Annotated in this window: 23 protein-coding genes and 1 pseudogene; 9 read left to right on the top strand and 15 right to left on the bottom strand. The window is 51.1% G+C overall.

Features of this window, described 5'->3' with window-relative positions; genetic code table 11:
- Window positions 1-15: 15 nt before the first annotated feature.
- Window positions 16-1,332, bottom strand: a pseudogene (gene fliD / locus A7090_RS01095) (flagellar filament capping protein FliD).
- A 404-nt stretch (window positions 1,333-1,736) separates the two neighbouring features.
- Complete coding sequence (gene lafA, locus A7090_RS01085; RefSeq protein ID WP_105272697.1) at window positions 1,737-2,651, bottom strand: lateral flagellin LafA; 915 nt, start codon at window positions 2,649-2,651, stop codon at window positions 1,737-1,739.
- 483 nt (window positions 2,652-3,134) lie between these two features.
- Here lafA and A7090_RS01080 point away from each other — a divergent pair, with 483 nt between their 5' ends.
- Window positions 3,135-3,986, top strand: a complete 852-nt coding sequence (locus A7090_RS01080; protein WP_123056917.1) for a transcriptional regulator — start codon at window positions 3,135-3,137, stop codon at window positions 3,984-3,986.
- A 57-nt stretch (window positions 3,987-4,043) separates the two neighbouring features.
- Here A7090_RS01080 and A7090_RS01075 read toward each other — a convergent pair whose 3' ends face one another.
- From A7090_RS01075 to A7090_RS01020, 12 genes are all read right to left on the bottom strand, one after another.
- A complete protein-coding gene (locus A7090_RS01075; protein ID WP_105272695.1) occupies window positions 4,044-5,018 on the bottom strand; it encodes a flagellar hook-associated protein in 975 nt (324 codons plus the stop codon).
- Between the two features lie 16 nt (window positions 5,019-5,034).
- Window positions 5,035-5,964, bottom strand: coding sequence for a flagellar hook-associated protein FlgL (flgL, locus tag A7090_RS01070; RefSeq protein WP_105272694.1), 930 nt, complete (start codon window positions 5,962-5,964; stop codon window positions 5,035-5,037).
- A 14-nt stretch (window positions 5,965-5,978) separates the two neighbouring features.
- Window positions 5,979-7,355, bottom strand: a complete 1,377-nt coding sequence (gene flgK, locus A7090_RS01065) for a flagellar hook-associated protein FlgK (RefSeq protein ID WP_105272693.1) — start codon at window positions 7,353-7,355, stop codon at window positions 5,979-5,981.
- A gap of 794 nt (window positions 7,356-8,149) precedes the next feature.
- Complete coding sequence (locus tag A7090_RS01060) at window positions 8,150-8,449, bottom strand: rod-binding protein (RefSeq protein ID WP_105272692.1); 300 nt, start codon at window positions 8,447-8,449, stop codon at window positions 8,150-8,152.
- Entirely contained in the window at window positions 8,449-9,549 is a 1,101-nt protein-coding gene (locus A7090_RS01055; protein WP_123056916.1) for a flagellar basal body P-ring protein FlgI, read from the bottom strand. The genes A7090_RS01060 and A7090_RS01055 overlap by 1 nt, the downstream gene beginning before the upstream one ends.
- Before the next feature lie 14 nt (window positions 9,550-9,563).
- Window positions 9,564-10,229 (bottom strand): flagellar basal body L-ring protein FlgH, encoded by a 666-nt coding sequence (gene flgH, locus A7090_RS01050; RefSeq protein ID WP_105272690.1) that lies wholly within the window; start codon window positions 10,227-10,229, stop codon window positions 9,564-9,566.
- Window positions 10,230-10,697: 468 nt separating this feature from the next.
- Window positions 10,698-11,483 carry a flagellar basal-body rod protein FlgG gene (flgG, locus tag A7090_RS01045; protein WP_105272689.1) on the bottom strand — a complete coding sequence of 262 codons (786 nt, stop codon included), beginning with the start codon at window positions 11,481-11,483 and terminating at the stop codon, window positions 10,698-10,700.
- Window positions 11,484-11,562: 79 nt separating this feature from the next.
- Window positions 11,563-12,300: a flagellar basal body rod protein FlgF gene (locus A7090_RS01040; RefSeq protein ID WP_105272688.1), complete on the bottom strand. Its 738-nt coding sequence runs from the start codon at window positions 12,298-12,300 to the stop codon at window positions 11,563-11,565.
- Window positions 12,300-13,502 carry a flagellar hook protein FlgE gene (gene flgE / locus A7090_RS01035; protein ID WP_105272687.1) on the bottom strand — a complete coding sequence of 401 codons (1,203 nt, stop codon included), beginning with the start codon at window positions 13,500-13,502 and terminating at the stop codon, window positions 12,300-12,302. Before flgE ends, A7090_RS01040 begins: the two co-directional genes overlap by 1 nt.
- A gap of 155 nt (window positions 13,503-13,657) precedes the next feature.
- Window positions 13,658-14,377 carry a flagellar hook capping FlgD N-terminal domain-containing protein gene (locus A7090_RS01030; RefSeq protein ID WP_105272686.1) on the bottom strand — a complete coding sequence of 240 codons (720 nt, stop codon included), beginning with the start codon at window positions 14,375-14,377 and terminating at the stop codon, window positions 13,658-13,660.
- Entirely contained in the window at window positions 14,377-14,808 is a 432-nt protein-coding gene (flgC, locus tag A7090_RS01025; RefSeq protein ID WP_105272685.1) for a flagellar basal body rod protein FlgC, read from the bottom strand. Before flgC ends, A7090_RS01030 begins: the two co-directional genes overlap by 1 nt.
- A 2-nt stretch (window positions 14,809-14,810) precedes the next feature.
- Window positions 14,811-15,146, bottom strand: a complete 336-nt coding sequence (locus A7090_RS01020) for a flagellar basal body protein (RefSeq protein WP_000512950.1) — start codon at window positions 15,144-15,146, stop codon at window positions 14,811-14,813.
- A gap of 77 nt (window positions 15,147-15,223) precedes the next feature.
- Here A7090_RS01020 and flgA point away from each other — a divergent pair, with 77 nt between their 5' ends.
- From flgA to A7090_RS00980, 8 genes are all read left to right on the top strand, one after another.
- Complete coding sequence (gene flgA / locus A7090_RS01015; RefSeq protein ID WP_105272684.1) at window positions 15,224-15,961, top strand: flagellar basal body P-ring formation chaperone FlgA; 738 nt, start codon at window positions 15,224-15,226, stop codon at window positions 15,959-15,961.
- Between the two features lie 312 nt (window positions 15,962-16,273).
- The gene (locus A7090_RS01010) at window positions 16,274-17,698 is read left to right on the top strand and encodes a DNA cytosine methyltransferase (RefSeq protein WP_105272683.1); all 1,425 of its coding nucleotides are present in this window, start codon (window positions 16,274-16,276) and stop codon (window positions 17,696-17,698) included.
- 214 nt (window positions 17,699-17,912) lie between these two features.
- Window positions 17,913-18,191 carry a flagellar biosynthesis anti-sigma factor FlgM gene (gene flgM / locus A7090_RS01000; protein ID WP_105272682.1) on the top strand — a complete coding sequence of 93 codons (279 nt, stop codon included), beginning with the start codon at window positions 17,913-17,915 and terminating at the stop codon, window positions 18,189-18,191.
- A 12-nt stretch (window positions 18,192-18,203) separates the two neighbouring features.
- Window positions 18,204-18,632, top strand: a complete 429-nt coding sequence (flgN, locus tag A7090_RS00995) for a flagellar export chaperone FlgN (RefSeq protein ID WP_105272681.1) — start codon at window positions 18,204-18,206, stop codon at window positions 18,630-18,632.
- A 127-nt stretch (window positions 18,633-18,759) separates the two neighbouring features.
- On the top strand, window positions 18,760-19,689 hold the full coding sequence (locus tag A7090_RS00990; protein WP_123056915.1) for a lysine-N-methylase: 930 nt from the start codon (window positions 18,760-18,762) through the stop codon (window positions 19,687-19,689).
- A 110-nt stretch (window positions 19,690-19,799) separates the two neighbouring features.
- The gene (locus A7090_RS00985; protein WP_123056914.1) at window positions 19,800-22,244 is read left to right on the top strand and encodes a glycosyltransferase; all 2,445 of its coding nucleotides are present in this window, start codon (window positions 19,800-19,802) and stop codon (window positions 22,242-22,244) included.
- A 576-nt stretch (window positions 22,245-22,820) separates the two neighbouring features.
- The gene (locus tag A7090_RS25925; protein ID WP_157941434.1) at window positions 22,821-22,982 is read left to right on the top strand and encodes a hypothetical protein; all 162 of its coding nucleotides are present in this window, start codon (window positions 22,821-22,823) and stop codon (window positions 22,980-22,982) included.
- Between the two features lie 144 nt (window positions 22,983-23,126).
- Window positions 23,127-23,624 (top strand): SMI1/KNR4 family protein, encoded by a 498-nt coding sequence (locus tag A7090_RS00980; RefSeq protein ID WP_105272678.1) that lies wholly within the window; start codon window positions 23,127-23,129, stop codon window positions 23,622-23,624.
- Between the two features lie 230 nt (window positions 23,625-23,854).
- Here A7090_RS00980 and A7090_RS26280 read toward each other — a convergent pair.
- A partial coding sequence (locus A7090_RS26280; protein WP_206748386.1) for a hypothetical protein occupies window positions 23,855-24,040 on the bottom strand: 186 nt, incomplete at its 5' end.

Below are 24,040 nucleotides of genomic sequence, written 5' to 3'. Positions count from 1 at the left end.
GTGATTCCTTATGAATTACGCGAATGCCGCCATGCTGACTTTCATGGTGTAAACCTCAACTATCGTATTGGTGTACTCCTCGAGATAACGCTAGTAGTTGGCGTTATAGGTTTCGGTGAGCTGGTCGCCCTCGTCCTGAATCTTGCTCTGCTGGTCGTCTATGTTCTGCTGGCGCAGGGTGATGATGCCATTGCTGGAGTCGGTATAGGTGTCGATAAGATCGTCCATCTGCACCACCATGCTGTTATCGCCAACGAAAATGGAGGTCAGGCCATCGGGGTCGCTTTTCATCGCGTCGTTGAACTGGTCAGAGCCAATCTGCAAGTGACCGTTGGAGTCGAGCGTAATGCCGTAATCGACAATTGATTCGCCGTTGTAGCTGGCGTGGGCGATATCATCGAGCTGGTTAGCCAGTGAACTTAATCCCGCATCACCGGCAAAAACCCCGGCAGTGGAGCCGTTGCTACCGCTGGTGGTTAATGAATCAACCGTATCAATCAGCGAGTTATAAGCATCGACGAAGGTCTGCACTTTGTCCTCGGTGGCGCTGGAATCTTCGCTGATGTTAAAGGTGGTGAGATCGTCGGCAGAATCGCTGACTTCGCTAAAGGTCATGCTGACACCGGGGATCACATCATCAAAGGTATTGCTGCTGTTGGTGATGGAGGGTCCCGTCGCGCTACCAATATGAATAATCGCATCCTGGGCGGTAGTTAACTTAGTTGGCAACGGCGCGCTGTCGCTGTCGTTCGCCGCATCATGGCCTGTCACATTGAGGGTGAACTGACTTTGTGCCCCAGTGCTGTCAGAGGTCAACATGATAGTTGTCGTGCCATCGGTTTTAACCAATGCGGCGGAAACGCCTGGATTATCATCGGAATCGTTAATGGCATTTACCAGTTCGCTGGCATCGATATAACCATCGCCATCACCGTTCTGGTCAGCCGCCGCCAGATCGATATCCATGGTGCCGTCACTCATCGTTAGTTCGAAGGTTCCCGTCGCCGAAAACGTGTCATCGCCCATATTGAAAGTGGTCTGCTGCGCCTGCGCCAATTGCTCTACGTAGAAAGAGTAGCTTCCCGGCTGTGCCTGAGAGTTGGCAGACACACTGGCAGAATCGTTGCTACTGGTTGCGGCAAAGGTCACCGGGCCGGAGGTATCGCTGTTCAGTGCGTCAACGGCGCTTTGAAAATCGCTCAACGCCGAACTCAATGTATCAAGGCCCGAGCTTTCGGCATCCAGCTCAGTCTGCTTCTCCTGCAAATTTGCCGCTTGAGTCGCCACATCGGCATAGGCAATTTGTTGCGCAATGGTTCTTGGGTTAATCATTGATGACTCCAGGTAACGATATCAATTTATTAGCAAAAGACATGCCAATAATTTTTATGTGAATAATCAATAGATTGAGAAACATACGGAAATACCACTTCCGGTTTGGTGGAAACGTGTCTGCCGCAGAAAACACAACACCGCCCACAGGCGGTGTCAGAATGGTGGCAAACGCAAAATTGCCTGATGCGCTACGCTTATCAGGCCTACACAATCTCTGCAATCTATTGAAATTGCATGTTTTTGTAGGCCGGATAAGGCGTTCACGCCGCATCCGGCAAGAACAACGCAAAATTGCCTGATGCGCTACGCTTATCAGGCCTACGCAATCTCTGCAATCTATTGAAATTACATGTTTTTGTAGGCCGGATAAGGCGTTCACGCCGCATCCGGCAAGTCCGTTATTACTGCAGCAGGCTGGAAACCATACTGGACATGCTGTTGGATTGTTTCAGCATGGTGATGCCAGTCTGCATCAGCACTTGCTGTTTGGTCATGTTGGACGCTTCTGTCGCGTAATCAGTATCCATAATGTTGCCGATCGCCACTTCTGTGTTGTCCTGCATGCTGGTCAGGTTATTGGCGGTGTCGTTCAGACGGTTAATAGACGCACCCAGTTTGGATTGGATCTTAGAAACGTCATCCATCGCGGTGGAGATGTCAGTGATCATCTGGTTAGCGGAGCCAGACGCCGTCAGTTCAGTACCGCCAGAAACGCCTGCGGTGCCGGTGGTGTCTGCCTGGTCGGCGCTAAAGGAGGTGCTGATACCAGAAAGGTCAGTTACCAGGGTATCCAACTGGCTGGAGATATCCACAGTCATCGTGTCAGAAGATTCTGCCCCCACCTGAAAGGTGACCGCACTTTGGAACAGGCCGTCGGTCTTGGTATTACTGGTGCTGGAAACACCGAACAGGTTGGTGCCGCCGTAAGTGGTGTTTTGCAGCATGTCAGACATCTGTTGACCCAGTTCGTCGTATTCATCCTGCATCGCCTGCAGGTCGTCGTCGCTGTAAGTGCCGTTCGCGGCCTGGGTAGAGAGGTCTTTCATACGACCCAGTACGTCAGACATTTCGTCGAACATGCTGTCAGCGGTTTGCAGCATCGCAGTTGCGTCATTAATGTTGCTCAGCGCCACGCCCATGCCGCTGGACTGGGCAGTTAAGCGGTTAGCAATTTGTTTGCCTGCGGCGTCATCAGCAGAAGAGTTAATCCGGTTACCCGTTGCCAGACGTTCCATAGAGGTAGACAGAGATGAGTTGCTTTTGTTGATTGCATTAACGGCGGCCATTGAGGCGTTATTGGTGTTAATAGATAACATGGTATTGCTCCTTGAGATTCATCGTTTTCGTTTCGATACCCTGTAAAAACGACAGCCAGCGAGCAAACTTAAAATCATTGATAAAAAACTTTCCACATCCTTTCTTTGATGCCATTTTTTGTTAAAAACGGCAGGATTTTAATTCAGATAAAAAGATTATTAGCAATATCTGCCATATGACCAGGTATCAAAGTATGTCTTCATCAACTACTTGAAATCATTAAAATAACCCATGATAAAATCGTTTTCCATTCAATGCTCTGATGCCAAAATTTACATTGCGTTGCAAATGGTACACATTTTAGCATTGTGACCAGCCAGTCATTTAGTTACATTTCATACCACACAATCATTAAGAATAATCCCATTACCATAGAATATTAATTATCACGCAGAAGACATTATTTTCAAGGACGTACAATACGTTGATTAATGCAGCATAATATCAGCCAGCACTTATCTATAATAAAGGCAAAACCAACCATGAGTATCATTGTCAACAACTGGCGGATGGACCCGTCGCTGAATGCCTTAATTCATTGTGAAACGGGTGAAACACGTCGCTTCGGCGAATACCATTTTATTTTGCTGGAAACATTAGCAAAAAATGCCGATACTGTTTTATCGCGATCTTATTTATGTGCCGAAGTATGGAAAAACCGTATTGTTGGTGGCAACAGCCTGCCAACGGCAATTCATGCCCTGCGCATAGCCATTGATGATGATGGCAAGCAACAGAATATTATTAAAACCATCCCGAAAAAAGGTTATTTGTGCTGTAAAGAATATGTATCGCTGCCAGTATCGCTCCCCGGTGAAACGATAATAATAACTACCGCACCACAAGCAGTGCTCACCAACATTTCACAAGACATATCGCTCACAGCACCGCTGACGCCAGTTCGCAAAAAAAATAAAAAAATGATGGGGGTAGCGATGTTGACTGCCATCGTATTGGTGGGCAGTGCCGTGGGATGGCATCTCTGTAAAAACACGCCTGATGTACCGCAACTGGTAAACGAGACAATAAATAGTCCCCGAATAAAAATATTTCATCTCACATCTGGTGAGGGAAATAATTCAGCACCGTTACTTTCACAAACTCTCGCACCAGAAAAAGACAAACTTGATAACTTATTGTCAGCGCATAATATGACAATGACAGCCTATTATAAATATGTTCGCAACCGACTGGAAAGTGATATTGTTCTGCGCAACCAGTGCAACGGCAGCTGGCAATTAACCTTTAATATGGAAGGTTGGCAGAATAGTGATATCAATAGCGCGATGTATCAGAATTTGGAGAAGTTGTTAAATACGGTGCAGAAATGCTGACGAATGCTAATAAATGCCGGATGCGACGCTACACGCGTCTTATCCGGCCACAAATAATTACCCCAATAAACTCCTCACCGTCTGGCTGGAAATTCGCGCCTGACCATTTACCGCCTGCAATAAAACCTGATAGTTATGATTGGCGCTGTCGAGCACGCCGCCGAGATTTTCCGACGCCTGTACGGCGTTTTCTGTTTGTGGGAAGCGGGACATGCCATCGATCAACTGCCGCGCTTTTTCTTGCTGCACCGCCATCTGTGCGCGCTGCTGATTAATGTTTTCTAACATTTGAGAAATCCCCACCCCACCCTGTTGCAAACTTTGCGCTAAACGCTCGGCCTGTGACGGTTCAGCAAACGTTTTCAGCGGCATAAACGCCGACTTATCGCCATCGGTGCGCACGCTTAAGGTGCGTTCGATGTCAGGCCACTGTTTTTCGGTGGTGGAGAAACTGATGCCGTCCGCTTGCTGATGTACCTGCATGCCTACGCGGCGCAGAGCGTTGGTCAGCCGCGTCTGATACTGCCCGGCGGCGTCGTCAGATAGCATTACCGCCGAAAACTGAGTCTGCCGCCCGTCAAAGACGCTGAACATGCGCGTTCCCGGCGTGGGATTGTGTACGAGATTTGCCAGATCCGGAGAGTGAAAGGTCACCCGCGCTTCGCCCTGTAAAACCGGCTGTAACTGACGGTCCACCGCACCGCCGGAAAGTGCGATGCGGTTGTCCAGCATCTGCATCAGCGCTGAACTTTGCGCCTGCCCGCCCTTGCGCTGGCTATGACGATAGTCGAGCAACTGCTGCTCCAGTTGCCCGAGATAGTGATCTGCCTGCTGCAAGGTGGTGATCTGGTCGTTAAGCTGCACGCTGTAACGCTGCGGGCGAGTGGTAATCAGCGGCGAAGCCGGATATTCACTCGCCGTTGCCGGGAGTTTTTGCCGCACCGACTGAGTAGGTGCAACGGTTGACGACGATACCGCAGCGCTATGCGCGCCGCCGGTGGCAAGTGACGAAGAAGTAAGTCCGACCTGCATACTGTTCCTGAAGAGGTTAAATCACGCTAAAAAGATTCAACTCACTCACCTTCGAGTAAGTCTTGAGGGTGGCTTCCATCGCCACTTCCAGTCCGGTAAAGGTGATCGACGCCGGACCGTAATCGAGATCCTGCAATGAACCAATCAGCTCATCATTAGAAGTAGAGATATCCGTCTGTGCATCACTCAACATCGACATAGTGTTTTGCGTCTCACCGAGTGAAGCAATCGAGGCGTTGAGGTCGTTCGACGCGGTATCCACCACATCAATGGCGTTCAGAATATCGCTTTGCACTTGAGGATTGGCCGGATCAACGTCCGGGTTTTGCAACTCCTGTGAAAGTGAATTAAGCGTATTAAGCACGTCTACATTACTGCCGAAGAAATCGCTTGCCGCCACGTTAGTGTCTACTTCCACACCGTTCGATACCGTGGTCTGGCGGTGATCGCTGTTGCCCTGATAGCTGTAGCTGTCGGTGACGCCATCGCCATCATTGTCCACGACCACAATCGGTGGCCGATCGTTGATAGTGCCACCAAACACGTAGTGTCCGTCTTCGTCCTGATAGTTCAACGCCGCGACCATCGATTCGGTCAGCGACTGAATATCCTGCCCGAGGCTTGCGAGCGAATCGGCGGTATTGGTGCCATTCGCCGCTTCCAGCAGGTCGTCGCGCACCGCCAACAGGCTGTTATTGACGCCATCAAGAATCGACTCCTGTTGACTTAAGCCCGCCGATGCGGAGTCAATATTGCTCTGATACTGTTCAATCGCTGACTGCTGGCGATTCAACTGGGTAATACGCGTGGCGGCGATAGGGTCGTCCGATGGCTGCAAAATCTGTTTGCCCGTCGCCATCTGCTCCACCACATGCGCCAGGGAGTCGGAGAGATTATTAAAGCTTTGCGTCATCGAGACGTAGGTTTGTTGGGTGGTTACTCGCATTCTCACGCTCCTGCTTAGCTGCACATTTCCAGCACCGAATCGAAAATCTCGGCCCCGGCAGAAATGACTTTCAAATTGGCTTCGTAAATTTGTTGATAGGTGATCAGATTCACCGCTTCTTCGTCCATGCTGACGCCGCTGACGCTGCTCTGCTGGTTTTGCGCTTCGGAATAGACATTGGACGCGGCATCGACTTCCGTCTGGTTTTGCTGACAGTAAATGCCGATATTGCTGATGATTGACGAGCACGCCTGCCCTACGGTCACACTGCCGAGGTTTGCAATTTCCAGCGGTTCGGTGGAGATGTTGATCAGCGCCTGGAGGTTGTCGCTGTTGCCGCTTTCGTCCGGCGAACTGGAGAATGCCAGTTCATCGGCGGTGATATCCGGGTTAACGGTCAGCGGGCCATCGGCATTGCTGGCATCGTAAATAAACAGTGGTTCGCCGGGGTTGCCATTGAGGTCGTAGCCCTGCGCTAACTGGTTGTTGACCGCATCGGCAAACTGCGACGCTATGCTGTTGATGGTGTCAGCCAGCGGCGTCAGCACCTCATTCAGATAGTCAAACAGTGCGCCTAATGCTCCTCCTGTATCGGAGGTCATCGTCGAGGTGGTGCCAGCGAAAGTCAGCGACATGGTTGGCGTACCATCGCCGTTGGTTTCCAGCGCGATGGTTGAGCTTTGCTGCCCGCTCACCAGCGGCTGACCGTTTTTCAGCGTGACGTTGTAGTTGCCCTGGTCATCGATATTAACCTGCACATCCATCATTCCGCTCAGTTGTTCCACCATCTGGTCGCGGGCATCGTACAGTGCGGAGGCGTTATCACCGTTGGCTTCGGCCTGGGCGATTTGCTGGTTATAGCTGGCGATCCCGCTGGTGAGGGTGTTGATTTGCGACACCATCGCCTGCTGCTGGCTGACGATTTCCGTGCTTTGTGAGTCGATATAATCGAGCGTATTGTCGATACGCAATGACAGCGCCCCGGCTTCGCTGATCACCTGCTCACGCAGGGCGGAATCATCCGGGCTGGTGGTGGCTTCGTTGAGCGCCGCGAAGAAATTATCAAAACCGCCGCTCAGGCTGGTATTGTCATCGCTGAGCACCGCTTCAAGCTGGGTTAAATAGGTCTGCTGAGTACTGTAATAACCGTAATCGCTGGCGGCATACCACACCTGATTCACCTGATATTGGTTAGAGACGCGGCGAATGCTGTCGACCTGCACGCCGTTACCGGCACTGTTCGGCGAGCCACCGCTGGCGCTGATGGTGCTGATCTCTGCCACCTGACGGGTATAGCCATCCGTCATGGCGTTAGCGGTATTTTGCGCCGTGACGTTCAGCTCCACCTGCGCGGTTGATGCGCCGCTGTAGCCGATGTTAATCATGTCCATGTTGAGTCCTTACCGGTCAATTGTTCCGGTTAAAAGCGGCGTGAAGTTGGGGATTCTTAAGTTCCGTAAACCGTGCGCCGGATGCGGCGTACAAACGGACGCAAACATAAAAATACGTGCGGACTCGTAGGCCTGATAAGACGCGACTGCGTCGCATCAGGCTCCGTGCACCGAACGCCGGATGCGGCGTAAACGCCTTATCCGGCCTACAAACGGGCACAAACATAAAAATATGTGCGGACTCGCAGGCCTGATAAGACGCGACTGCGTCGCATCAGGCTCCGTGCACCGTGCGCCGGATGCGGCGTGAACGCCTTATCCGGCCTACAAACGGGCGCAAACATAAAAATATGTGCGGACTCGTAGGCCTGATAAGACGCGACTGCGTCGCATCTGGCTCCGTGCACCGTGCGCCGGATGCGGCGTGAACGCCTTATCCGGCCTACATACGGACGCAAACATAAAAATATGTGCGGACTCGTAGGCCTGATAAGACGCGACTGCGTCGCATCAGGCTCCGTGCACCGAACGCCGGATGCGGCGTAAACGCCTTATCCGGCCTACAAACGGGCACAAACATAAAAATATGTGCGGACTCGCAGGCCTGATAAGACGCGACTGCGTCGCATCAGGCTCCGTGCACCGTGCGCCGGATGCGGCGTAAACGCCTTATCCGGCCTACAAACGGACGCAAACATAAAAATATGTGCGAACTCGTAGGCCTGATAAGACGCGACTGCGTCGCATCAGGCTCCGTGCACCGAACGCCGCATCAGGCACCGAACGTCGGAGCCTCACCTGTGCTTAGGCGACAATTGCTTCACAATCATCGAGGCAATCCCAATTCCGTGCTGCTGCGCCAGCGTGTTACACAACTCATCGTCATAAAAACCCTGCATCATGCGCACCGAATCGCTGTTGAACGGGTTATCTTTCGAATCAAACAATTCGTTGGTTTTTCGCATCTCTTTCAGCATGTTGCGTAAAAAAATCGCCTCAAACTGTTCGGCGGCCTGCTTGATATCATTGGCCTGAACCTTCGGCCCCATTAACGCATCGCTGCCGTCAATCCCACCGCTGGCGTTTACCTTCATCAGATCACCTCCAGGTCGGCATCGAGCGCGCCTGCCTCATGCAACGCCTGCAAAATCGACATGATGTCGTCCGGTGTCGCCCCTAAGCTGTTCAACGCATTCACCAGCGTTTTCAGGTTGCTTGACTCAGGCAAATTCACCACGCCTGGACGTGCATGATTCACCGCAATATTGCTCTGTGGCGTCACCGCTGTGCGACCTCCGGCAAACGCGTTCGGCTGGCTGACGTTACTGCTTTCGTTAATCGAGACGGTCAAACTGCCGTGCGACACCGCCGCCGCATGCAGCGCAATGCCGTCGCCCATCACCACCGTGCCAGTACGTGAGTTAAACACCACGCGGGCGCGAACTTTCTCCACCTGCACCTGCACATCGTCCAGTTGTGACATAAACGCCACCCGCGCGCCGGGGCTGGTGGGCGCACGTACGGTGACGTTGGTGGAACTCTGCGCGGTAGCAATGCCGCCGAAAGAGGCGTTGATCGCCGCTGCAATGTTGTTGGCGTCTTTAAACGACGGGCGTTTCAGGTTGAGGGTGATAGTGTCGCCCATTTGAAAATCGCTGGGGATCGCGCGTTCCACCGTTGCACCGTTGGGAATTAACCCGGCGGTCGGTGTGTTAACCGTCACGCTGGAACCGCTGGCCCCGGTGGCGTTCATCCCACCCACCACTACACTGCCCTGCGCCAGAGCATATACTTCGCCATCCGCGCCATGCAGTTGGGTCAGCAGCAAGGTGCCGCCACGGATACTTTTGGCATCGCCAATCGACGAGACGGTGACATCAATAGTCTGCCCGCGGGAGTACATCGGCGGCAGCGTGGCGCTCACCGCCACCGCCGCGACGTTTTTCACCTTCGGGTCGATTTTATTCGGCAACTGCACGCCAAACTGGCGCAGCATATTGGTGATGGTCTGATTGGTGAATTTGACCTGATTTTTATCGCCAGTGCCGTCGAGGCCGACCACTAGGCTGTAGCCCACTAGTTGGTTTTCGCGCACGCCCTGTACATTCACCAACGACTCCAGCGATTGCGCCTGCGTCATGCCGGGCAGCGCCAGACTTGCGGCGATAACCACGGTCTTTATCCAGTTTTGCATTGCACTCTCCGGCATTAAATCGGGAACAGAGGATGGTTAAACAGCCGCGTCAGCCAGCCTGCGGCGTTGGCGTCACTTAACGCGCCGCGTCCGGCGTAAGAGATTCGAGCGTCGGCGATCCGCTGCGAGGAAACCGAGTTGTCGTTCTGGATATCGTCGGCACGCACCAGGCCGCTTAAACGGATGTACTCATCGCCCTGATTGAGGGTGAGCCATTTCTCGCCGCGAATTTCCAGGATGCCGTTGGGCTGTACCGCATGGACGGAAACGGTGATCTCCCCATGCAGGCTATTCTGCTGCTGGGAAGTGGCGCTGCCGTCAAAGTCGCGGTTGGCATCGATGGAGCCGGAAAGCTTATCTTTGGTGTGACCAAAAATCGTCGGCGCGCCGATATCGACAGTGTTGTTTTTGCCGAAGTTGGTTTTCGCCTGTTTGCTCGACTGGGTAGATTCCTCGAGGATCACCGTCAGGATATCGCCCACACGGTAAGCCCGTCTGTCTGCCGTCAGCGACCAGTTATAGCCCGTTTCAAATACGCCCCCGGCACGCCCGTCTGCCGGAGGCGGCGCTTCAGTTTTCGGTGGCGCAAAGTATGCGTCGTCTTTTTTGACCAGAATGGCCTGCGATTCACACCCGCTAAGGAGTGGAAGCAGCGCCATCAGCCAGAGATAATTTTTCACGTTCTGCCTGTTTTAAATACAGTGAGTTATGTGCTTTTGTTGGTCGGATAAGACGCGTCAGCGTCGCATCCGACAACAGCGTGTGCAAATTGCCCGATGCGTGTGTGGACGGTTCATTAACGGTTAATCAACCAAACTCATGTGCGCCGTCCACTCACTTATCGTGCCTACAAGGGCGTCAGCGTCGCATCCGACAACAAGCGTGTGCAGATTGCCCGATGCGTGTGTGGACGGTTCATTAACGGTTAATCAACCAAACTCATGTGCGCCGTCCACTCACTTATCGTGCCTACAAGGGCGTCAGCGCCGCATCCGACAACAGCGTGTGCAAATTGCCCGATGCGTGTGTGGACGGTTCATTAACAATTAATCAACCAAACTCATGTGCACCGTCCACTAACTTATCGTGCCTACAAGAGCTTTTGTAGGTCGGATAAGACGCGTCAGCGTCGCATCCGACATTTCGCCTTACAGCGTCTGACTGATGTACTGCAACATATCGTCCGCAGCCGAGACCATTTTGGCGTTCATTTCGTAAGCGCGTTGTACCGTAATCATCGCCACCATTTCGTTGACGATATCGACGTTTGAGCCTTCCAGCGCATTGTCCTGCAAGGTGCCAAGCCCATCTTCGCCCGGTACGCCTTCGGTCGGCTGACCACTGGCGGCAGTTTCCAGATACAGGTTGTCGCCCTCGGCAGAAAGCCCCGCCGGGTTGGCGAAGTTAACCAGCGTCAGTTGCCCTAACTCAGTGGCATCGCTGTTGCCAGGTAAGATCGCTGTCACCGTACCATCCTCGCCAAAAGCGATATTAGTCGCCCCCGTTGGAACATCGATTTCCGGCTGCAATGGTAACCCTTGCGAGTTGGTCAGTACGCCGTCGGCATTAATTTGCAGGTTGCCGTCGCGGGTATAGGCGGTATCGCCGTTAGCTTTCTGCACCTGCAAAAAACCCTGCCCCATAATGGCGACATTCATCGCGTTATCGGTGGTTTCGACGTTGCCTTCGGTGAACGTTTTTTGGGTGCCGACAATGCGCACGCCGCTACCGAATTGCAGCCCGGTCGGCATGATGTTGTTCTGGTCGAGCATCGCACCCGGCGCTTCCTGGGTCTGGTAAAACAGATCCTGAAACATTACCCGGTCACGCTTAAAGCCGGTGGTGTTAACGTTGGCGATGTTGTTGGCAATCGCGCTCATTTCAGCATCCTGCGCCGAGAGGCCGGTTTTGCTGATCCATAATGCTGCGTTCATGGTGGTAAATTCCGTGTTATTTTTTGGGTCGCTGTTGCCAGATGCGGCGTAAACGCTTTATCCGGCCTACGATGTGCGGTTACGAACCGCGCAATAAGCGGTTGCCCGCATCGCTGATATCTTCGGCGGTCTTCATCATCTTGATTTGCGCTTCAAACTGGCGATTCATGGCGATGGACGACATCATTTCGCTCACCGCCGAGACGTTGCTGCCCTCAAGAAAACCGCCGCTAACTTTGATGTTTTCATCACGCTGGGCCGAAACGCCATCGGCAGTCACCAGCATCCCTTCGGCGTTTTTCGCCAGGTTAGTAACCGGGATATCCACCAGCTTCAGGCGGTCGATATCCATCGTTGCGGTAACGTCGCCATCATCAGGTGTCACCGAAAGCGTACCGTCACTGCCAAACGAGGCAATGGCGTTCGGCGGCAGAATAATCGGCCCGTTATCGCCCAGCACCAGATTGCCATCGATAGTCAATTGTCCCTGGTCATTCTGTTGAATGTTGCCGTTGCGGGTATACACTTCGTTGCCGTGTTTATCCTGCACCGCGATAAACCCTGCCCCCTGGAGAGCGACATCCAACGGGCGTTCGGTTTTCTCTGCCACACCGGTACTGTCGTTCACACCGCTGGCCCCTTCCTGTGCCATATAACGCGTATCGAAACCACCGCCTTTTACCTTGTCGTTGGTCGCCATCGCCATATCGGCGCGAAAGCCGTTGGTGTTGACATTCGCCAGGTTGTTGGCGCTGATCTGCTGTTCATACAAGGTCTGAGAGGCACCGCTCAAGGCGGTATAAATCAAGCGATCCATTACATTGCCTGGAACAGTGCATCATCCAGCTGTGTGCTGGTGGAGATCACTTTGGTATTAGCCTGATAGTTACGCTGGGCGGTCATCAGGTTGACCAGTTCATTGGTAATATCGACGTTCGAGCTTTCAAGCATCCCCGACGAGAGCGTGCCGCAGGTGCCGGAGCCGGGAACGCCAATCAGTGGTGTGCCAGACTCTCCGGTTTGTACCCACGCGGTGCCGCTCACCGCGTCCAGGCCGTTTTCATTCGGGAACGTCGCCAGCACCACCTGTCCCTGCAACATGCGCTCGCCGTTGCTATAGGTAGCGTAAACTTTGCCATCGTTGTCCACCTGCACGCCGTTTTGAGTCGCGGAGGCGTAACCGTTGGCGGTGTTAGTGGTGACCGAAAAGTCAGAGCCGTATTGCGTACAGGTCGAGCAATCGACGGTCAAGTCGATAGGTGCGGCGGCGGCGGTCTGAAATTCTATGGTCTGCGGCGTGGTCGGGGAAGTCAGTTTCCCGGTATTCGGGTCGAAGGTTAGCGTGGACGCAGACACGCCCGCTTGCTGCTGACCGTCGAAGGTATACTGCACTTCCCAGGTGTTGTCGCTGGTTTTGGTGAAGTACTGACACACCGAGTGTTCGTTGCCTAACGAGTCGTATACCGTAGTCGTGTAACTGTTGGTATACGAGCTACTTATGGTCGGATCGAACGGTACAGAGGTACGATCGATCGCCTCATCGCTGGCGTCAAAGTTAGCGGTGAAGGTCAGGCTGCTACTGGCCTGGGCCGGAATATTACCCGTTTTAATCTGGATATCCGTCACCGTACCCGTTTGCAGGGTGCCGTTGCCATCCACCGGATACCCCTGCAAATAATCACCTGACGCGTTAACGATATAGCCGTTTTTATCGGTTTCAAACGACCCATTGCGGGTATAAGTCAGATTTCCCGCGCTGTCACACATAACAAAAAAGCCATCGTCATTAATCGCCAGATCCAATGCATTACCGGTAGAGACCATCGAACCGCCACGGGAGATACTTTGCGCGGTGCCCGCCACGCCGACGCCCATCGCCTGGCTTCCGGCATACATGGCAGAAAACTGGGTGGTCATCGACTTGTAGCCCACCGTTCCGGCGTTAGCAATGTTGTTACTGATCCCGTCCAGTTGTTCGTTAACGGCATTCAGCCCCGTTGCGGCAATTTCATAACTCATTGTGTCTTCCTGTTAATTCAGATTGTTGACAACGTGCCCGTTGTTTTGCCGGATGCGGCGTAAACATACAAATATGCGCGAACTCGTAGGCCTGGTAAGACGCGCCAGCATCGCATCAGGCATCTTGCACCGAACGCCTTATCCGGCCTACAAAATCAGGCCACATCACTGTCGGCATCGGGTACACCAAACTGGCTAATCATGGTGAACGGCACTTCACCTACACCCGCGACGTTCAGCACCGGAGAGCTACCGTCAAGCGGGATACGCACATCTTCCACTTCGCCGGAGACTTCAATCGGCACCTCCTCTTCCCCGGTGTTGGTCACTACCGAGACGTCGTAATCGCCCGGTGGTATGCCGTAATCGGCGGGATTCACCGAGAAATCGACCTGGCCTGGCCCGACAGAGGAGCTCCCTTGCGGGATCAGCGAGACGGTGTAGTCATCGCCTGCGGCATCGATAAAGTGGAGATCGGCGGTGGTACAGGCATCATCCAGGGTGGCGCGACCGTTAATGGTCTGGTCGCTCACCTGCAAGGCGGTGGTCTGCACCATAATGTCGTCGCCCACCAGGTTGCCCAGCGCCATCACCTGAATGTTGCTCATCAGCACCGCGTTGGTGTTGGCCTGCACGCTCATCTCTTCCATCATCGCCACCTGGGCCATGGAAGAGAGCTGGTCGATATATTCAGTGGCGTCGGTCGGGTCGGTCGGGTCCTGATTTTGGATCTCGGCGACAAACAGCGTCAGGAAGGTATCGACAGGCGATGAATTCGTTGATGAAGTGGTGGTATCCGTAGCGTCACCCACCGCGCTGCTTCCTACCGCAGACGAGTGCGGCTGTTGCTGTGCATTAAGTGCCAGGGTATTCATCAGGCCTCTCCCAGTTTCAGCAAACTTTGCTGCATACTTTTCACGTTGTTGAGCACATCGACGTTGGTTTCGAAATCGCGCGAGGCTGACATCATGTCTGCCATCTGCTCCACCACATTGACATCGGGATACCAGACATCGCCATTGGCATCAGCCAGTGGATGATGCGGTTCGTAGCGTTTTACCGCGCCGCCGGTTTGCAGCACGTCCTGCACCTGCACGCTGGCACCGTCGATAGCATGACGATGAGTTCCCGCCAGCAAGCTACTGTGATACACCGCAGCAAACACCGGGCTGCGCGCTTTATACGCCTGCGCCTCACTGCCCGCTGGCGCCTGGGCGTTTGCCAGGTTACTGGCAACGGTATTCAGGCGAATGGTCTGCGCCGTCATCGCCGAGCCGGAAATCTGATAAATATCCGTAAATGACATACTTATTTCCCTTCGATGGCCTCTCTGATGCCGCTGATTTGCAGATTCAGGAAGGTCAGACTGCTTTGATAATCCATACTATTTTGTGAAAACCGCGCCTGTTCGCTGTTCAGTTCCACGGTGTTGCCATCTTCCGATGGCTGCATCGGCACACGGTACTGGACATCCACCGCCGCGTTATTTGCCCGTTGCATCTCCCTGGCGAAATCAATATCTTTAGCCTTGAAATTTGGCGTATCGACGTTCGCCAGATTCGCAGTCAGTAGCTCGGTCCTCTCAAGACGTAACTTCACTGCCTGCGGATGTACTCCCAATGCCTGCTGAAAACTGATCCCCATGTCCGTCGCTCCTGACTCATCCGCATACGCTAGGCAATTACCGTGCCATTTTTTAAGTGACTGATGAGAAAGGGTTTATGAGTTTTCAATTTTACAGGTGGAAGTTTTACTTCCTCCTGATGCTGGCCTTACCGGGCTACGCCGCCGTCCATCCCGTGCAACACAGTGCGCGGGAACAAGTCAACGCCCAGGTGCTGAACGCCGCGAGCCAAGAAATTGGATCGCTGGCGCAACAGCGGCAATGGCATGACTATCGCTACACCTTTAAGGTCTACATTCCCTCGCAGGTGGCGAGCGCCGCGCCCTGTGCTACGGCACCCGGCATCACGCTGACTTCACCTGCGGAAATAGCCCTTAACCGGATGAACTTCACCGTCAGTTGCCCGCAAAGCTGGCAGATGAATGTGGCGGTGCGCCCGGATGTACGGGTGCCAGTGGTCATGACGAAATCAGTGATTGCCCGCGATACGCCGCTCACGGCAAATGATGTGGAGTTGAAGCCCTACAACGTCAGCGCCCAGCGCCGGGATGTATTGATGAACCTTGACGACGCAATTGGTTTAAGCAGTAAGCACGCGCTGCAACCGGGCAGGCCAATCACCAAAGAAGAGCTGGTTTCGCCTGTGCTGGTCGAGCGCGATCAACCCGTGATGATTGTTTACCAGAATGCGGGGATCACCGCCTCAATGCCCGGCGTGGCGCTGAAAAATGGTCGTAAAGGCGAGATGGTGAAAGTACGTAACGCCAGCAGCCAGCGGGTCATCAGCACAATGGTGGCAGAAAGCGGCGTGGTGACAACGGTAAGCGCAGAGTAACTTGCTGCAATACCGCGTAGCATATGTATGACTATCTCCCAATATTATGACTTTCTAACAAATTTCATCGTATCTTTTGGGGGATTATTGAGCATCTGTCCCCTGAATAATTCGAGTTGCAGGAAGGCGGTAAGTGAGAGAATCCCGATGAGCTTACCTAAGTAAGTGATTCGGGTGAACGAACGCAGCCAACGCACATGCAACCTGAAGTATGACGGGTATAATCACCACTGTTTAAATATCCAGACGATAACCATTTCATCTGGGTCAAATGAGTGATATCTTATCACTAATAAGACCTATGGGGGTGCTATGTCTGAATTTGAATTGCTCGTGAAAGATCTTCTTTTAAAATCAGAAAAAGATGAGAAAAAGCGACAAGAAAAAGATCGAGAATTAATTTCAAAGGTTCTTGAAATCTATGATCAAAAATATGTTGCAGAACTCCTACGAAAAGTAGGAAAAAATGAATGGAGCAGAGAAACACTTAACCGTTGGATAAATGGTAAATGTAACCCTAAGCAATTAACTTCTGCTGAGGAAACTTTACTACGAAAGATGCTTCCAGAACCCCCCGAACATCATCCTAACTATACGTTTCGTTTTATTGATTTATTCGCAGGGATTGGGGGTATTCGTAAAGGCTTCGAAAATATTGGTGGGCAATGTGTTTTTACTAGCGAATGGAATAAAGAAGCGGTAAGAACCTACAAAGCGAATTGGTTTAATGATGAACTAAATCATAAATTTAATCTTGATATACGAGAAGTCACTTTAAGTGATAGAGATGATGTTTCCGAAGTGGAAGCCTATAATCATATAAGCAAAAATATTCCAGATCATGATGTCCTTCTGGCTGGTTTTCCATGTCAGCCCTTTAGTCTGGCAGGGGTAAGCAAGAAAAATTCTCTGGGGCGTGCACATGGTTTTGAATGTGAGGCACAAGGAACACTATTTTTTGATGTCGCTCGAATTATTAAATCAAAAAAACCAGCTATTTTTGTGCTTGAGAATGTGAAGAACCTTAAAAGTCACGATAAAGGTAAGACTTTCAAAGTCATCATGGAAACACTCGATGAATTAGGATATGAAGTCGCCGATGCCGGTGTTACTGGCTCAGATGATCCTAAAATTATCGATGGAAAACATTTTTTACCCCAACATCGCGAACGTATCGTGTTGGTAGGATTTCGTAGGGATCTGAATATTCACAATGATTTCACGTTACGAAACATTAACCGCTTTTACCCTCAAAACAGGCCAACATTTGGTGAATTATTAGATCATGATGTTGACGATAAATATATTTTAACGCCAAGGTTATGGGAGTATCTTTACAATTACGCCAAAAAACATGCAGCAAAAGGAAATGGGTTTGGTTTTAGCCTGGTGGATCCTAAAAATCCAGAAAGTATCGCACGGACGCTGTCTGCTCGTTACCATAAAGATGGCTCTGAAATACTGATCGATCGTGGCTGGGATAAGACTATCGGTGAAATTGATTTTAGTAATCCAGCGAATCAAAAAAATCGTCCAAGAAGACTGACACCTCACGAATGTGCCAGGCTAATGGGTTTTGAAAAAGCTGGGGGAAGACCTTTTAGAATACCTGTGTCAGATACTCAAGCCTATAGACAATTTGGGAACTCAGTTGTTGTTCCAGTATTTGAAGCTGTAGCAAGATTACTAGAACCATATATACAAAAAGCAGTCAACAGGCATGTTATTAACGATTAATAATAATTAATATTCAATACGGCGGCATTCTAAAAGTTGGTCATCTGGCTGGTTACGCCAGCCGGGTAATAACCCGCCGCATATTGAATAATCGCCAGACCAGAAGGAAAGCTATATTTCCAGCTTTTCGGAATAAAACCGAAGGACGATTAAAGTTTTGCCGCCTGCTAACCGCTTTACCGGAGTATCCCCCAAATACCGAGACGAGGTTGCAATGAAAATCACCCCGACTATGTCAGGCAATCGCCCGACAGCCACAACGGCAGGCACCAGCCAGCCACGCAAAAACACGGCGACCACTACCACAACGCTAAGCGCCGACGACATTACCCAGGCGGGATTACAGTCTGCCCAGCAAACACTGAACGACCGGAACGAGAGCGATATAGACAGCGACAAAGTGGCGCAAATGCAGGCGATACTGGCCTCCGGCAACCTGCAAGTGGACACCGAACAGTTAGCCAGCGACATGCTGAGTTTTTTCCAGAAATAAGAGGCCGATGAAGTGAGTATCCGGTTACAACAGGTGAAGGCGCTGTTGCAGGGCATTCGCGACGACGACGCGCGATATGATTCCCTGCGTGAACTTCTCCAGCGTCAGCGGATCTGCATGATTCGCCGCGCCAGCGAGGAGCTGCTGACGGTTAATGATGAGATAACCCATCACTATGAGCAGTTACACAGCCATAGCCATCAGCGGCACAGCCTGCTGCAACTGCTCGGTGTCAGCGTCAATCGTGACGGTCTGGCTCAGGTTTTCGCCTGGCTTCCGGCAGTTCAAAAAGCGGCAGCACAGCAGTTGTGGCAACGCCTTGAGCAAAAAGCGGAACGCTGCAAATCCTACAACGATAAAAACGGCGAGCTGTTGATTCGCCAGTATGAATTTATTCAGTCTTTTTTAGGCAGCGAAGCAGATTTTATTTACCACGAATAACAACAATTCCTTCCCCCATCGCGGAAACGGATTTTCCGCCTGATTATCAATCCTTTGTTTTTGATTGTAAAAATTCCCGGCACGCTTATTGCACATCCCACAAAATAATAAAGACTGGAAGCCACCTATGAGTTTTATTGAATGTTACGAACCGAAATATGTGCACAATTTTTTGTCGCAGCATCCCGGTTCACCCTTATACGTCCGTAAGGTCTGGAAGAATGAGATTCGCCAGAGCCTGGCATTGACCGATATTGCCAGTTGCAAAGCGGTGCTCAACGATGCCAGGGACTTTGAATTACAGCTTACCTATCACCCTATGGAAGAAAATGCCGCAGAGCTATCCGCACGCGATGCGATAGTCAACCAGATGATTTTGAGCACGCTCACGCTGCCCGATTTAACACCAGAACTGTCATTGTATGCTGTCGGTATCCTGCTTTCCCGCGCCAGTAAAATGCCCGGCAGGGATGGCGATACTCTGGCCCGTTTGACGACGATGCCACAGGCGCTGGCCGATCATGCACAAAAAGGCACGCTACAGGCACAGTTCGCCCAACTCCCGCCCGTGCCACAGCTGGCGCGCCAGTTGATGACGCTGCTCGGGAGTTTTGCGTTTGACTGGTCGATCCTGCCGGAAAGCCCTCGCAAAGCCTCACTGCCGTTGCAGATTACTTTGCTGACACTACATGACGCTAACAGCGAAGCTTTGTTGCAACAACAGCTTCAGGCGCAGTGGCAAACCACCTGGCAGCCACATTTCACGGCTTCCCCCTCATTCTTGCATAATTATCTGATTTACCGTGTTTACCACGACGTGATTGGGCAAGCTGACGGGGCAGATTATCTGCCGCTGGTATGCGATTTCTATCTCATCCGCACGTTAATCAGTTTGTGGACGCTGGATGGTTCGACGCTGCGGCGGGAGGATATTTTCGCCCTCTTCGCGGTATTTGAACGCTGGCGAGCCAGTGAAAATGCGCAGCTGATTCGCCAGCAAATTCAGTCGTTATGTGCTGCCGACCCGCTGCTTTCAGCGTTTTCGTTGCTGAGGTGAAGCCTCGCTCGATCGGCCCCCTCGCCCCTCGGGGAGAGGGTTAGGGTGAGGGGCAAGCGCGTTCAGCCCCCCTTATCCATCACATTCACCCATTAACTCACCCAAACACCATGCCAACACCAACCATCATCAAAACACTCGTCACTCACCGCGAAAAACCGTTTGTCAGCGTCGTCACGCCAACCTGGAACCGCAGCACATTCCTGCCGTACCTGGTTTACATGTACCGCTATCAGGATTACCCAGCAGACCGCCGCGAACTGATCATCCTCGACGACTCTCCGCAAAGCCATCAACACATCATCAACCGTCTGACCAATGGCACGCCGGAAGCCTTTAACATCCGCTACATCCATCACCCGGAAAAACTGCCGCTGGGCAAAAAACGTAACATACTCAACGAACTGGCGCGCGGCGAATACATCCTCTGCATGGACGATGACGACTATTATCCGGCAGATAAAATCTCCTGGACCCTCGCCATGATGCAAAAACACCGGGCGCTCATCTCCGGTTCCGACCAGATCCCTATCTGGTACAGCCACATCAACCGCATTTTCAAAAGCCACAGCTTTGGCCCGCGTAACATCCTCAACGGCACCTTTTGCTATCACCGTAACTACCTGAAAAAACACCGTTACGACGATGATTGCAATTTAGGTGAAGAGAAAAGTTTTACCAATAACTTCACCGTTAACCCGCTACAACTCCCCGGCGAGCGCACCATCCTGTGTATCTCGCACAACCACAACACCTTTGATAAAGACTTTATTCTCGGGGCCTGCACGCCAGTAAACACGGTGCTTGCGGATATCGTCCGCGATCCGCTGCTACGCAATGCTTATCTAAGTCTGCATAACACCACTCATCACCAGGCGATCAATCATCAGGCAATCGATCAGGTGGTCATCGTGAATCTGGATAAACGCCCGGATCGTCTACAGCAGATCAATGAAGAACTGGCACAGCTGCATATTCCACCCGAGAAGATCACCCGCCTTGCCGCCAGTGAAGATGAAAACGGTCAACGGGGACGCCGTCAGTCACACTTGCAGGCGCTGCGCCTGGCACAACAGCACGGCTGGCAAAACTACCTGCTGCTGGAAGATGACGCGGTTATTCTCAAGCAGGAAAAACATATTCAGGTGCTGAACACGCTGCTCGCCAGCCTGGCGAAAATTCCCTGGCAGGTGATGCTCCTTGGCGGCGAAATTTCGCAAGGAACGATGCTAAAAAGTTTGCCGGGGCTGGTACACGCGCGGGACTGCCGCAAAGTGTGTGCTTATCTGGTGAACAGCCGCTACTACCCGCAACTGGCGCAGCAGATGAGCAGCGGTGAGCACTCGCTGGAAGCCTGCTGGCAGCCGCTGCTACGCACCGACAAATGGCTGGCCTGTTACCCGAGCCTTAGTTACCAGCGACCGGGCTTTAGTGATATCGAGAAAAAAACAACTGATAACATTGCTCACTATTTCAATAAATTACCCGTAGCCACCAAGCCATCCACGTTCCCCATCACCGACACCATCGGCTTTTTTATGGAAACCTCCTTCCACTACGCCCTCTACCGCCCAATCATCACCGCCCTACAGGCTCGGGGGCAGAGCTGCACGCTGGTGATCAACGACCGCGTGTTTAAACCGTTTCTGGATGAAATGCTGGCGACGCTAAAAAGCATCGACGATCAGCTGCTTAAAGGTATGCGCTTGTCTGAAATGCAGGCGCACGGTCAGCGGATGAAATGCCTGGTCAGCCCCTACCACACGCCCGCGCTCAATGGCCTGGCGGCGATGAACATCCGCGCCATGTACGGCTTAGCCAAAGAAACGTGGAACCACGCCGACTGGAACCGTTTTTATCAGCGCATTTTGTGTTACAGCCACTACAGCCAGCAGGCGCTGGCACATTTCGGCAATGCAGAAGTGGTTGGCAACCCGCGCTTCGACGCCTGGCATAACGGCACGTTCGATCGTTCGTTGCCGGAAAATATCTTGCTGGATGACCATAAAGCCACCGTACTCTACGCCCCTACCTTCGGTGCACTCTGTTCCCTGCCCTACTGGGCAGAAAAACTAGGCCGCCTGAGCGGCGATATGAATCTGATTTGCAAGCTTCACCATGGCACCTGCTCGCGCCCGGAAGAAGCCGCATCGCGGGCACTGGCGTGCAGGCATTTAAAACAGCGCACCGACTCAGCACGCCACACGCTGGCGCTGCTGGCAAAGGCCGATTATGTGCTCACCGATAACAGCGGCTTTATTTTCGATGCTATCCATGTCGATAAGCGGGTTATCCTGCTCGACTTTCCGGGCATGACCGAACTGCTCGATGGCGAGAAAAGTTACTCCACACCGGAAAGCACCGATCAGCAAATCCGCGAAATATTGCCGGTTGCTCGTGATATGGCGCAACTGCGTTATTTGCTGTCCGACGCATTTGACTGGACAGCGTTGCAGGAACGGTTGACGGAGATTCGGCATCACTATTGCGACGCGTTTATGGATGGCAAAGCAGGAGAACGGGCGGCGATGGTGATTATGGAGGCGCTGGGGTAAACCGCGCAAGTGCCTGATGCGCTTCGCTTATCAGGCCTACGCGCCATTGCAATATAGTGAATTCGTAGCAATTTGTAGGCCGGATAAGGCGTTTACGCCGCATCCGGCACGAACAGCGCACTTATCTACCCTCTGATTTCAAACACATCGCTTTATGACTGTGAATCGGTAAAAGTTGCACATTTTGGAGCCAGGGGGAGTTGTCTTTATGAATTCCGAAAAGCGCCCTTCTTCCTTCTATAACTATTCTTTTTTACCTATATTGGCGGCAACATACCTCACCCGCAAAATGCATGTTGTATCCCTCGGGGGCCACCTATAGCTGCAAGCCTGTGAATAATGAAACGGGAGGGCGGTAGCGTTATAAAGAAGAATATTACTTGTCATTCATAATATTTTTACAGGATCCGAGTCCAGGCAGGGAAAGATCACGTAACGCTGCTTTTTTGTACTAAATAATTCGCATTTTATGTTCAATAATTGAGATATTCGTTATTGCCTGAGGCTGTTTTTTATTTCTTATACATGATCAAATACTCCTTACTTAAATAAGTAGAACAAAATGGAACTTAAAAAATGATGGGATATATTTCTATTATCCCCGATTACAGACAAGCCTGGATCAGCCATCATATTAGTTATGATCCAGAGACTAATGAAATGAAAATGCAACTTGTATCTAAAGATGCTCACAAAGGTAGCATGTCGGTGGTGTCAAAGAGTTTGAAGATGATGTAAAACTTAAGACTGGTACAGACAACTTCAAATATGATACGGAATCTGCAAGATCTGAGGCGTTGAAGAGGCTCAAGGCAGTATCTCCTGACTATTGAAACTGAATAAATTAATTTAAACAAAACTAATTTATTAAGGAAAATTACAATGAATGGATTTTTTTTAGAGAGTAATGTTAGATTTGAATGTTCTGCTATGAATGTTACTAAAGAGCAACTAGCAGCAATCATTCCTCTTGGTTTTAACGGTGATGAGTACTTTATTCATTTTTATCTGGAAAATAATGGTGGACGCTTCCCTGATGGTGCTCGTTTTTGTAGAGATGATAGTGAGTCATCAAAAGATGGCTATACTTCTGTTGAAATTGAGTCATTTTACTTTATTCCGGCGATGCCTGAACAACAGATGCCTTACCTTGGCTCTATTTTCAAACGATGGAATGCCAGAATAAAACACTTAACAAATATGTCCAATTTTGTAAACTCACACTTCCCGTTCGCATCTGATGCCAGTGGCAATGATTATTGGATTGATTTAAAAACAGGAAGGGTAAAATATATATGCTTTGACTCCGATCCCAGCTACATAATAAATGTCGCTCCATCATTTTTTATTTTCTGCAAAGGAATTTGCGCCGGAATATAATAAAAAACACTTTAGATATAATTCAACAACACTGATAGTGAGTATAAATTTCCAGCAATACTGAAAATGACTGTTATCCCCCAGGGAAAGATCATGATAACTATAATTTAAATGTTAATTTATGAATTTAGCAATAATGCAATATTGACCTGTAAAATTTAATGCAGAGTTGCATTTAAAATGTTGTGTTTAGCGTGCTAAATACACAGACTCTGATTGTATTTTATCCTTTATTCAGGCGTGTACAAAAACATACTTTTCATGTTCTCACCCTGCTGCTGGTAAGACATTTCCTGCTCAATGAAGGATATATAATATGAAAGATTTTCTGAAAAAATCATATGAAGACGGTCGCCTCTCGCAGAACCGTTATGCGTGGCAGTCTCCTTTCGGTCAATAATAGCAGAACAAAAGAA

Origin of the sequence: Escherichia sp. MOD1-EC7003 (assembly GCF_002965065.1) — a bacterium.
Lineage (GTDB): Bacteria > Pseudomonadota > Gammaproteobacteria > Enterobacterales > Enterobacteriaceae > Escherichia.
This window is presented reverse-complemented; position numbering and strand designations above follow the sequence as displayed.

Excerpts from the sequence above, each read along its gene's own strand:
- lafA (WP_105272697.1), bottom strand. The coding sequence starts at position 2,651 with ATGTTATCTATTAACACCAATAACGCCTCAATGGCCGCCGTTAATGCA.
- A7090_RS01080 (WP_123056917.1), top strand. The coding sequence starts at position 3,135 with ATGAGTATCATTGTCAACAACTGGCGGATGGACCCGTCGCTGAATGCC.
- A7090_RS01075 (WP_105272695.1), bottom strand. The coding sequence starts at position 5,018 with ATGCAGGTCGGACTTACTTCTTCGTCACTTGCCACCGGCGGCGCGCAT.
- flgL (WP_105272694.1), bottom strand. The coding sequence starts at position 5,964 with ATGCGAGTAACCACCCAACAAACCTACGTCTCGATGACGCAAAGCTTT.
- flgK (WP_105272693.1), bottom strand. The coding sequence starts at position 7,355 with ATGGACATGATTAACATCGGCTACAGCGGCGCATCAACCGCGCAGGTG.
- A7090_RS01060 (WP_105272692.1), bottom strand. The coding sequence starts at position 8,449 with ATGAAGGTAAACGCCAGCGGTGGGATTGACGGCAGCGATGCGTTAATG.
- A7090_RS01055 (WP_123056916.1), bottom strand. The coding sequence starts at position 9,549 with ATGCAAAACTGGATAAAGACCGTGGTTATCGCCGCAAGTCTGGCGCTG.
- flgG (WP_105272689.1), bottom strand. The coding sequence starts at position 11,483 with ATGAACGCAGCATTATGGATCAGCAAAACCGGCCTCTCGGCGCAGGAT.
- A7090_RS01040 (WP_105272688.1), bottom strand. The coding sequence starts at position 12,300 with ATGGATCGCTTGATTTATACCGCCTTGAGCGGTGCCTCTCAGACCTTG.
- flgE (WP_105272687.1), bottom strand. The coding sequence starts at position 13,502 with ATGAGTTATGAAATTGCCGCAACGGGGCTGAATGCCGTTAACGAACAA.
- A7090_RS01030 (WP_105272686.1), bottom strand. The coding sequence starts at position 14,377 with ATGAATACCCTGGCACTTAATGCACAGCAACAGCCGCACTCGTCTGCG.
- flgC (WP_105272685.1), bottom strand. The coding sequence starts at position 14,808 with ATGTCATTTACGGATATTTATCAGATTTCCGGCTCGGCGATGACGGCG.
- A7090_RS01020 (WP_000512950.1), bottom strand. The coding sequence starts at position 15,146 with ATGGGGATCAGTTTTCAGCAGGCATTGGGAGTACATCCGCAGGCAGTG.
- flgA (WP_105272684.1), top strand. The coding sequence starts at position 15,224 with ATGAGTTTTCAATTTTACAGGTGGAAGTTTTACTTCCTCCTGATGCTG.
- A7090_RS01010 (WP_105272683.1), top strand. The coding sequence starts at position 16,274 with ATGTCTGAATTTGAATTGCTCGTGAAAGATCTTCTTTTAAAATCAGAA.
- flgM (WP_105272682.1), top strand. The coding sequence starts at position 17,913 with ATGAAAATCACCCCGACTATGTCAGGCAATCGCCCGACAGCCACAACG.
- A7090_RS00990 (WP_123056915.1), top strand. The coding sequence starts at position 18,760 with ATGAGTTTTATTGAATGTTACGAACCGAAATATGTGCACAATTTTTTG.
- A7090_RS00985 (WP_123056914.1), top strand. The coding sequence starts at position 19,800 with ATGCCAACACCAACCATCATCAAAACACTCGTCACTCACCGCGAAAAA.
- A7090_RS25925 (WP_157941434.1), top strand. The coding sequence starts at position 22,821 with ATGATGGGATATATTTCTATTATCCCCGATTACAGACAAGCCTGGATC.
- A7090_RS00980 (WP_105272678.1), top strand. The coding sequence starts at position 23,127 with ATGAATGGATTTTTTTTAGAGAGTAATGTTAGATTTGAATGTTCTGCT.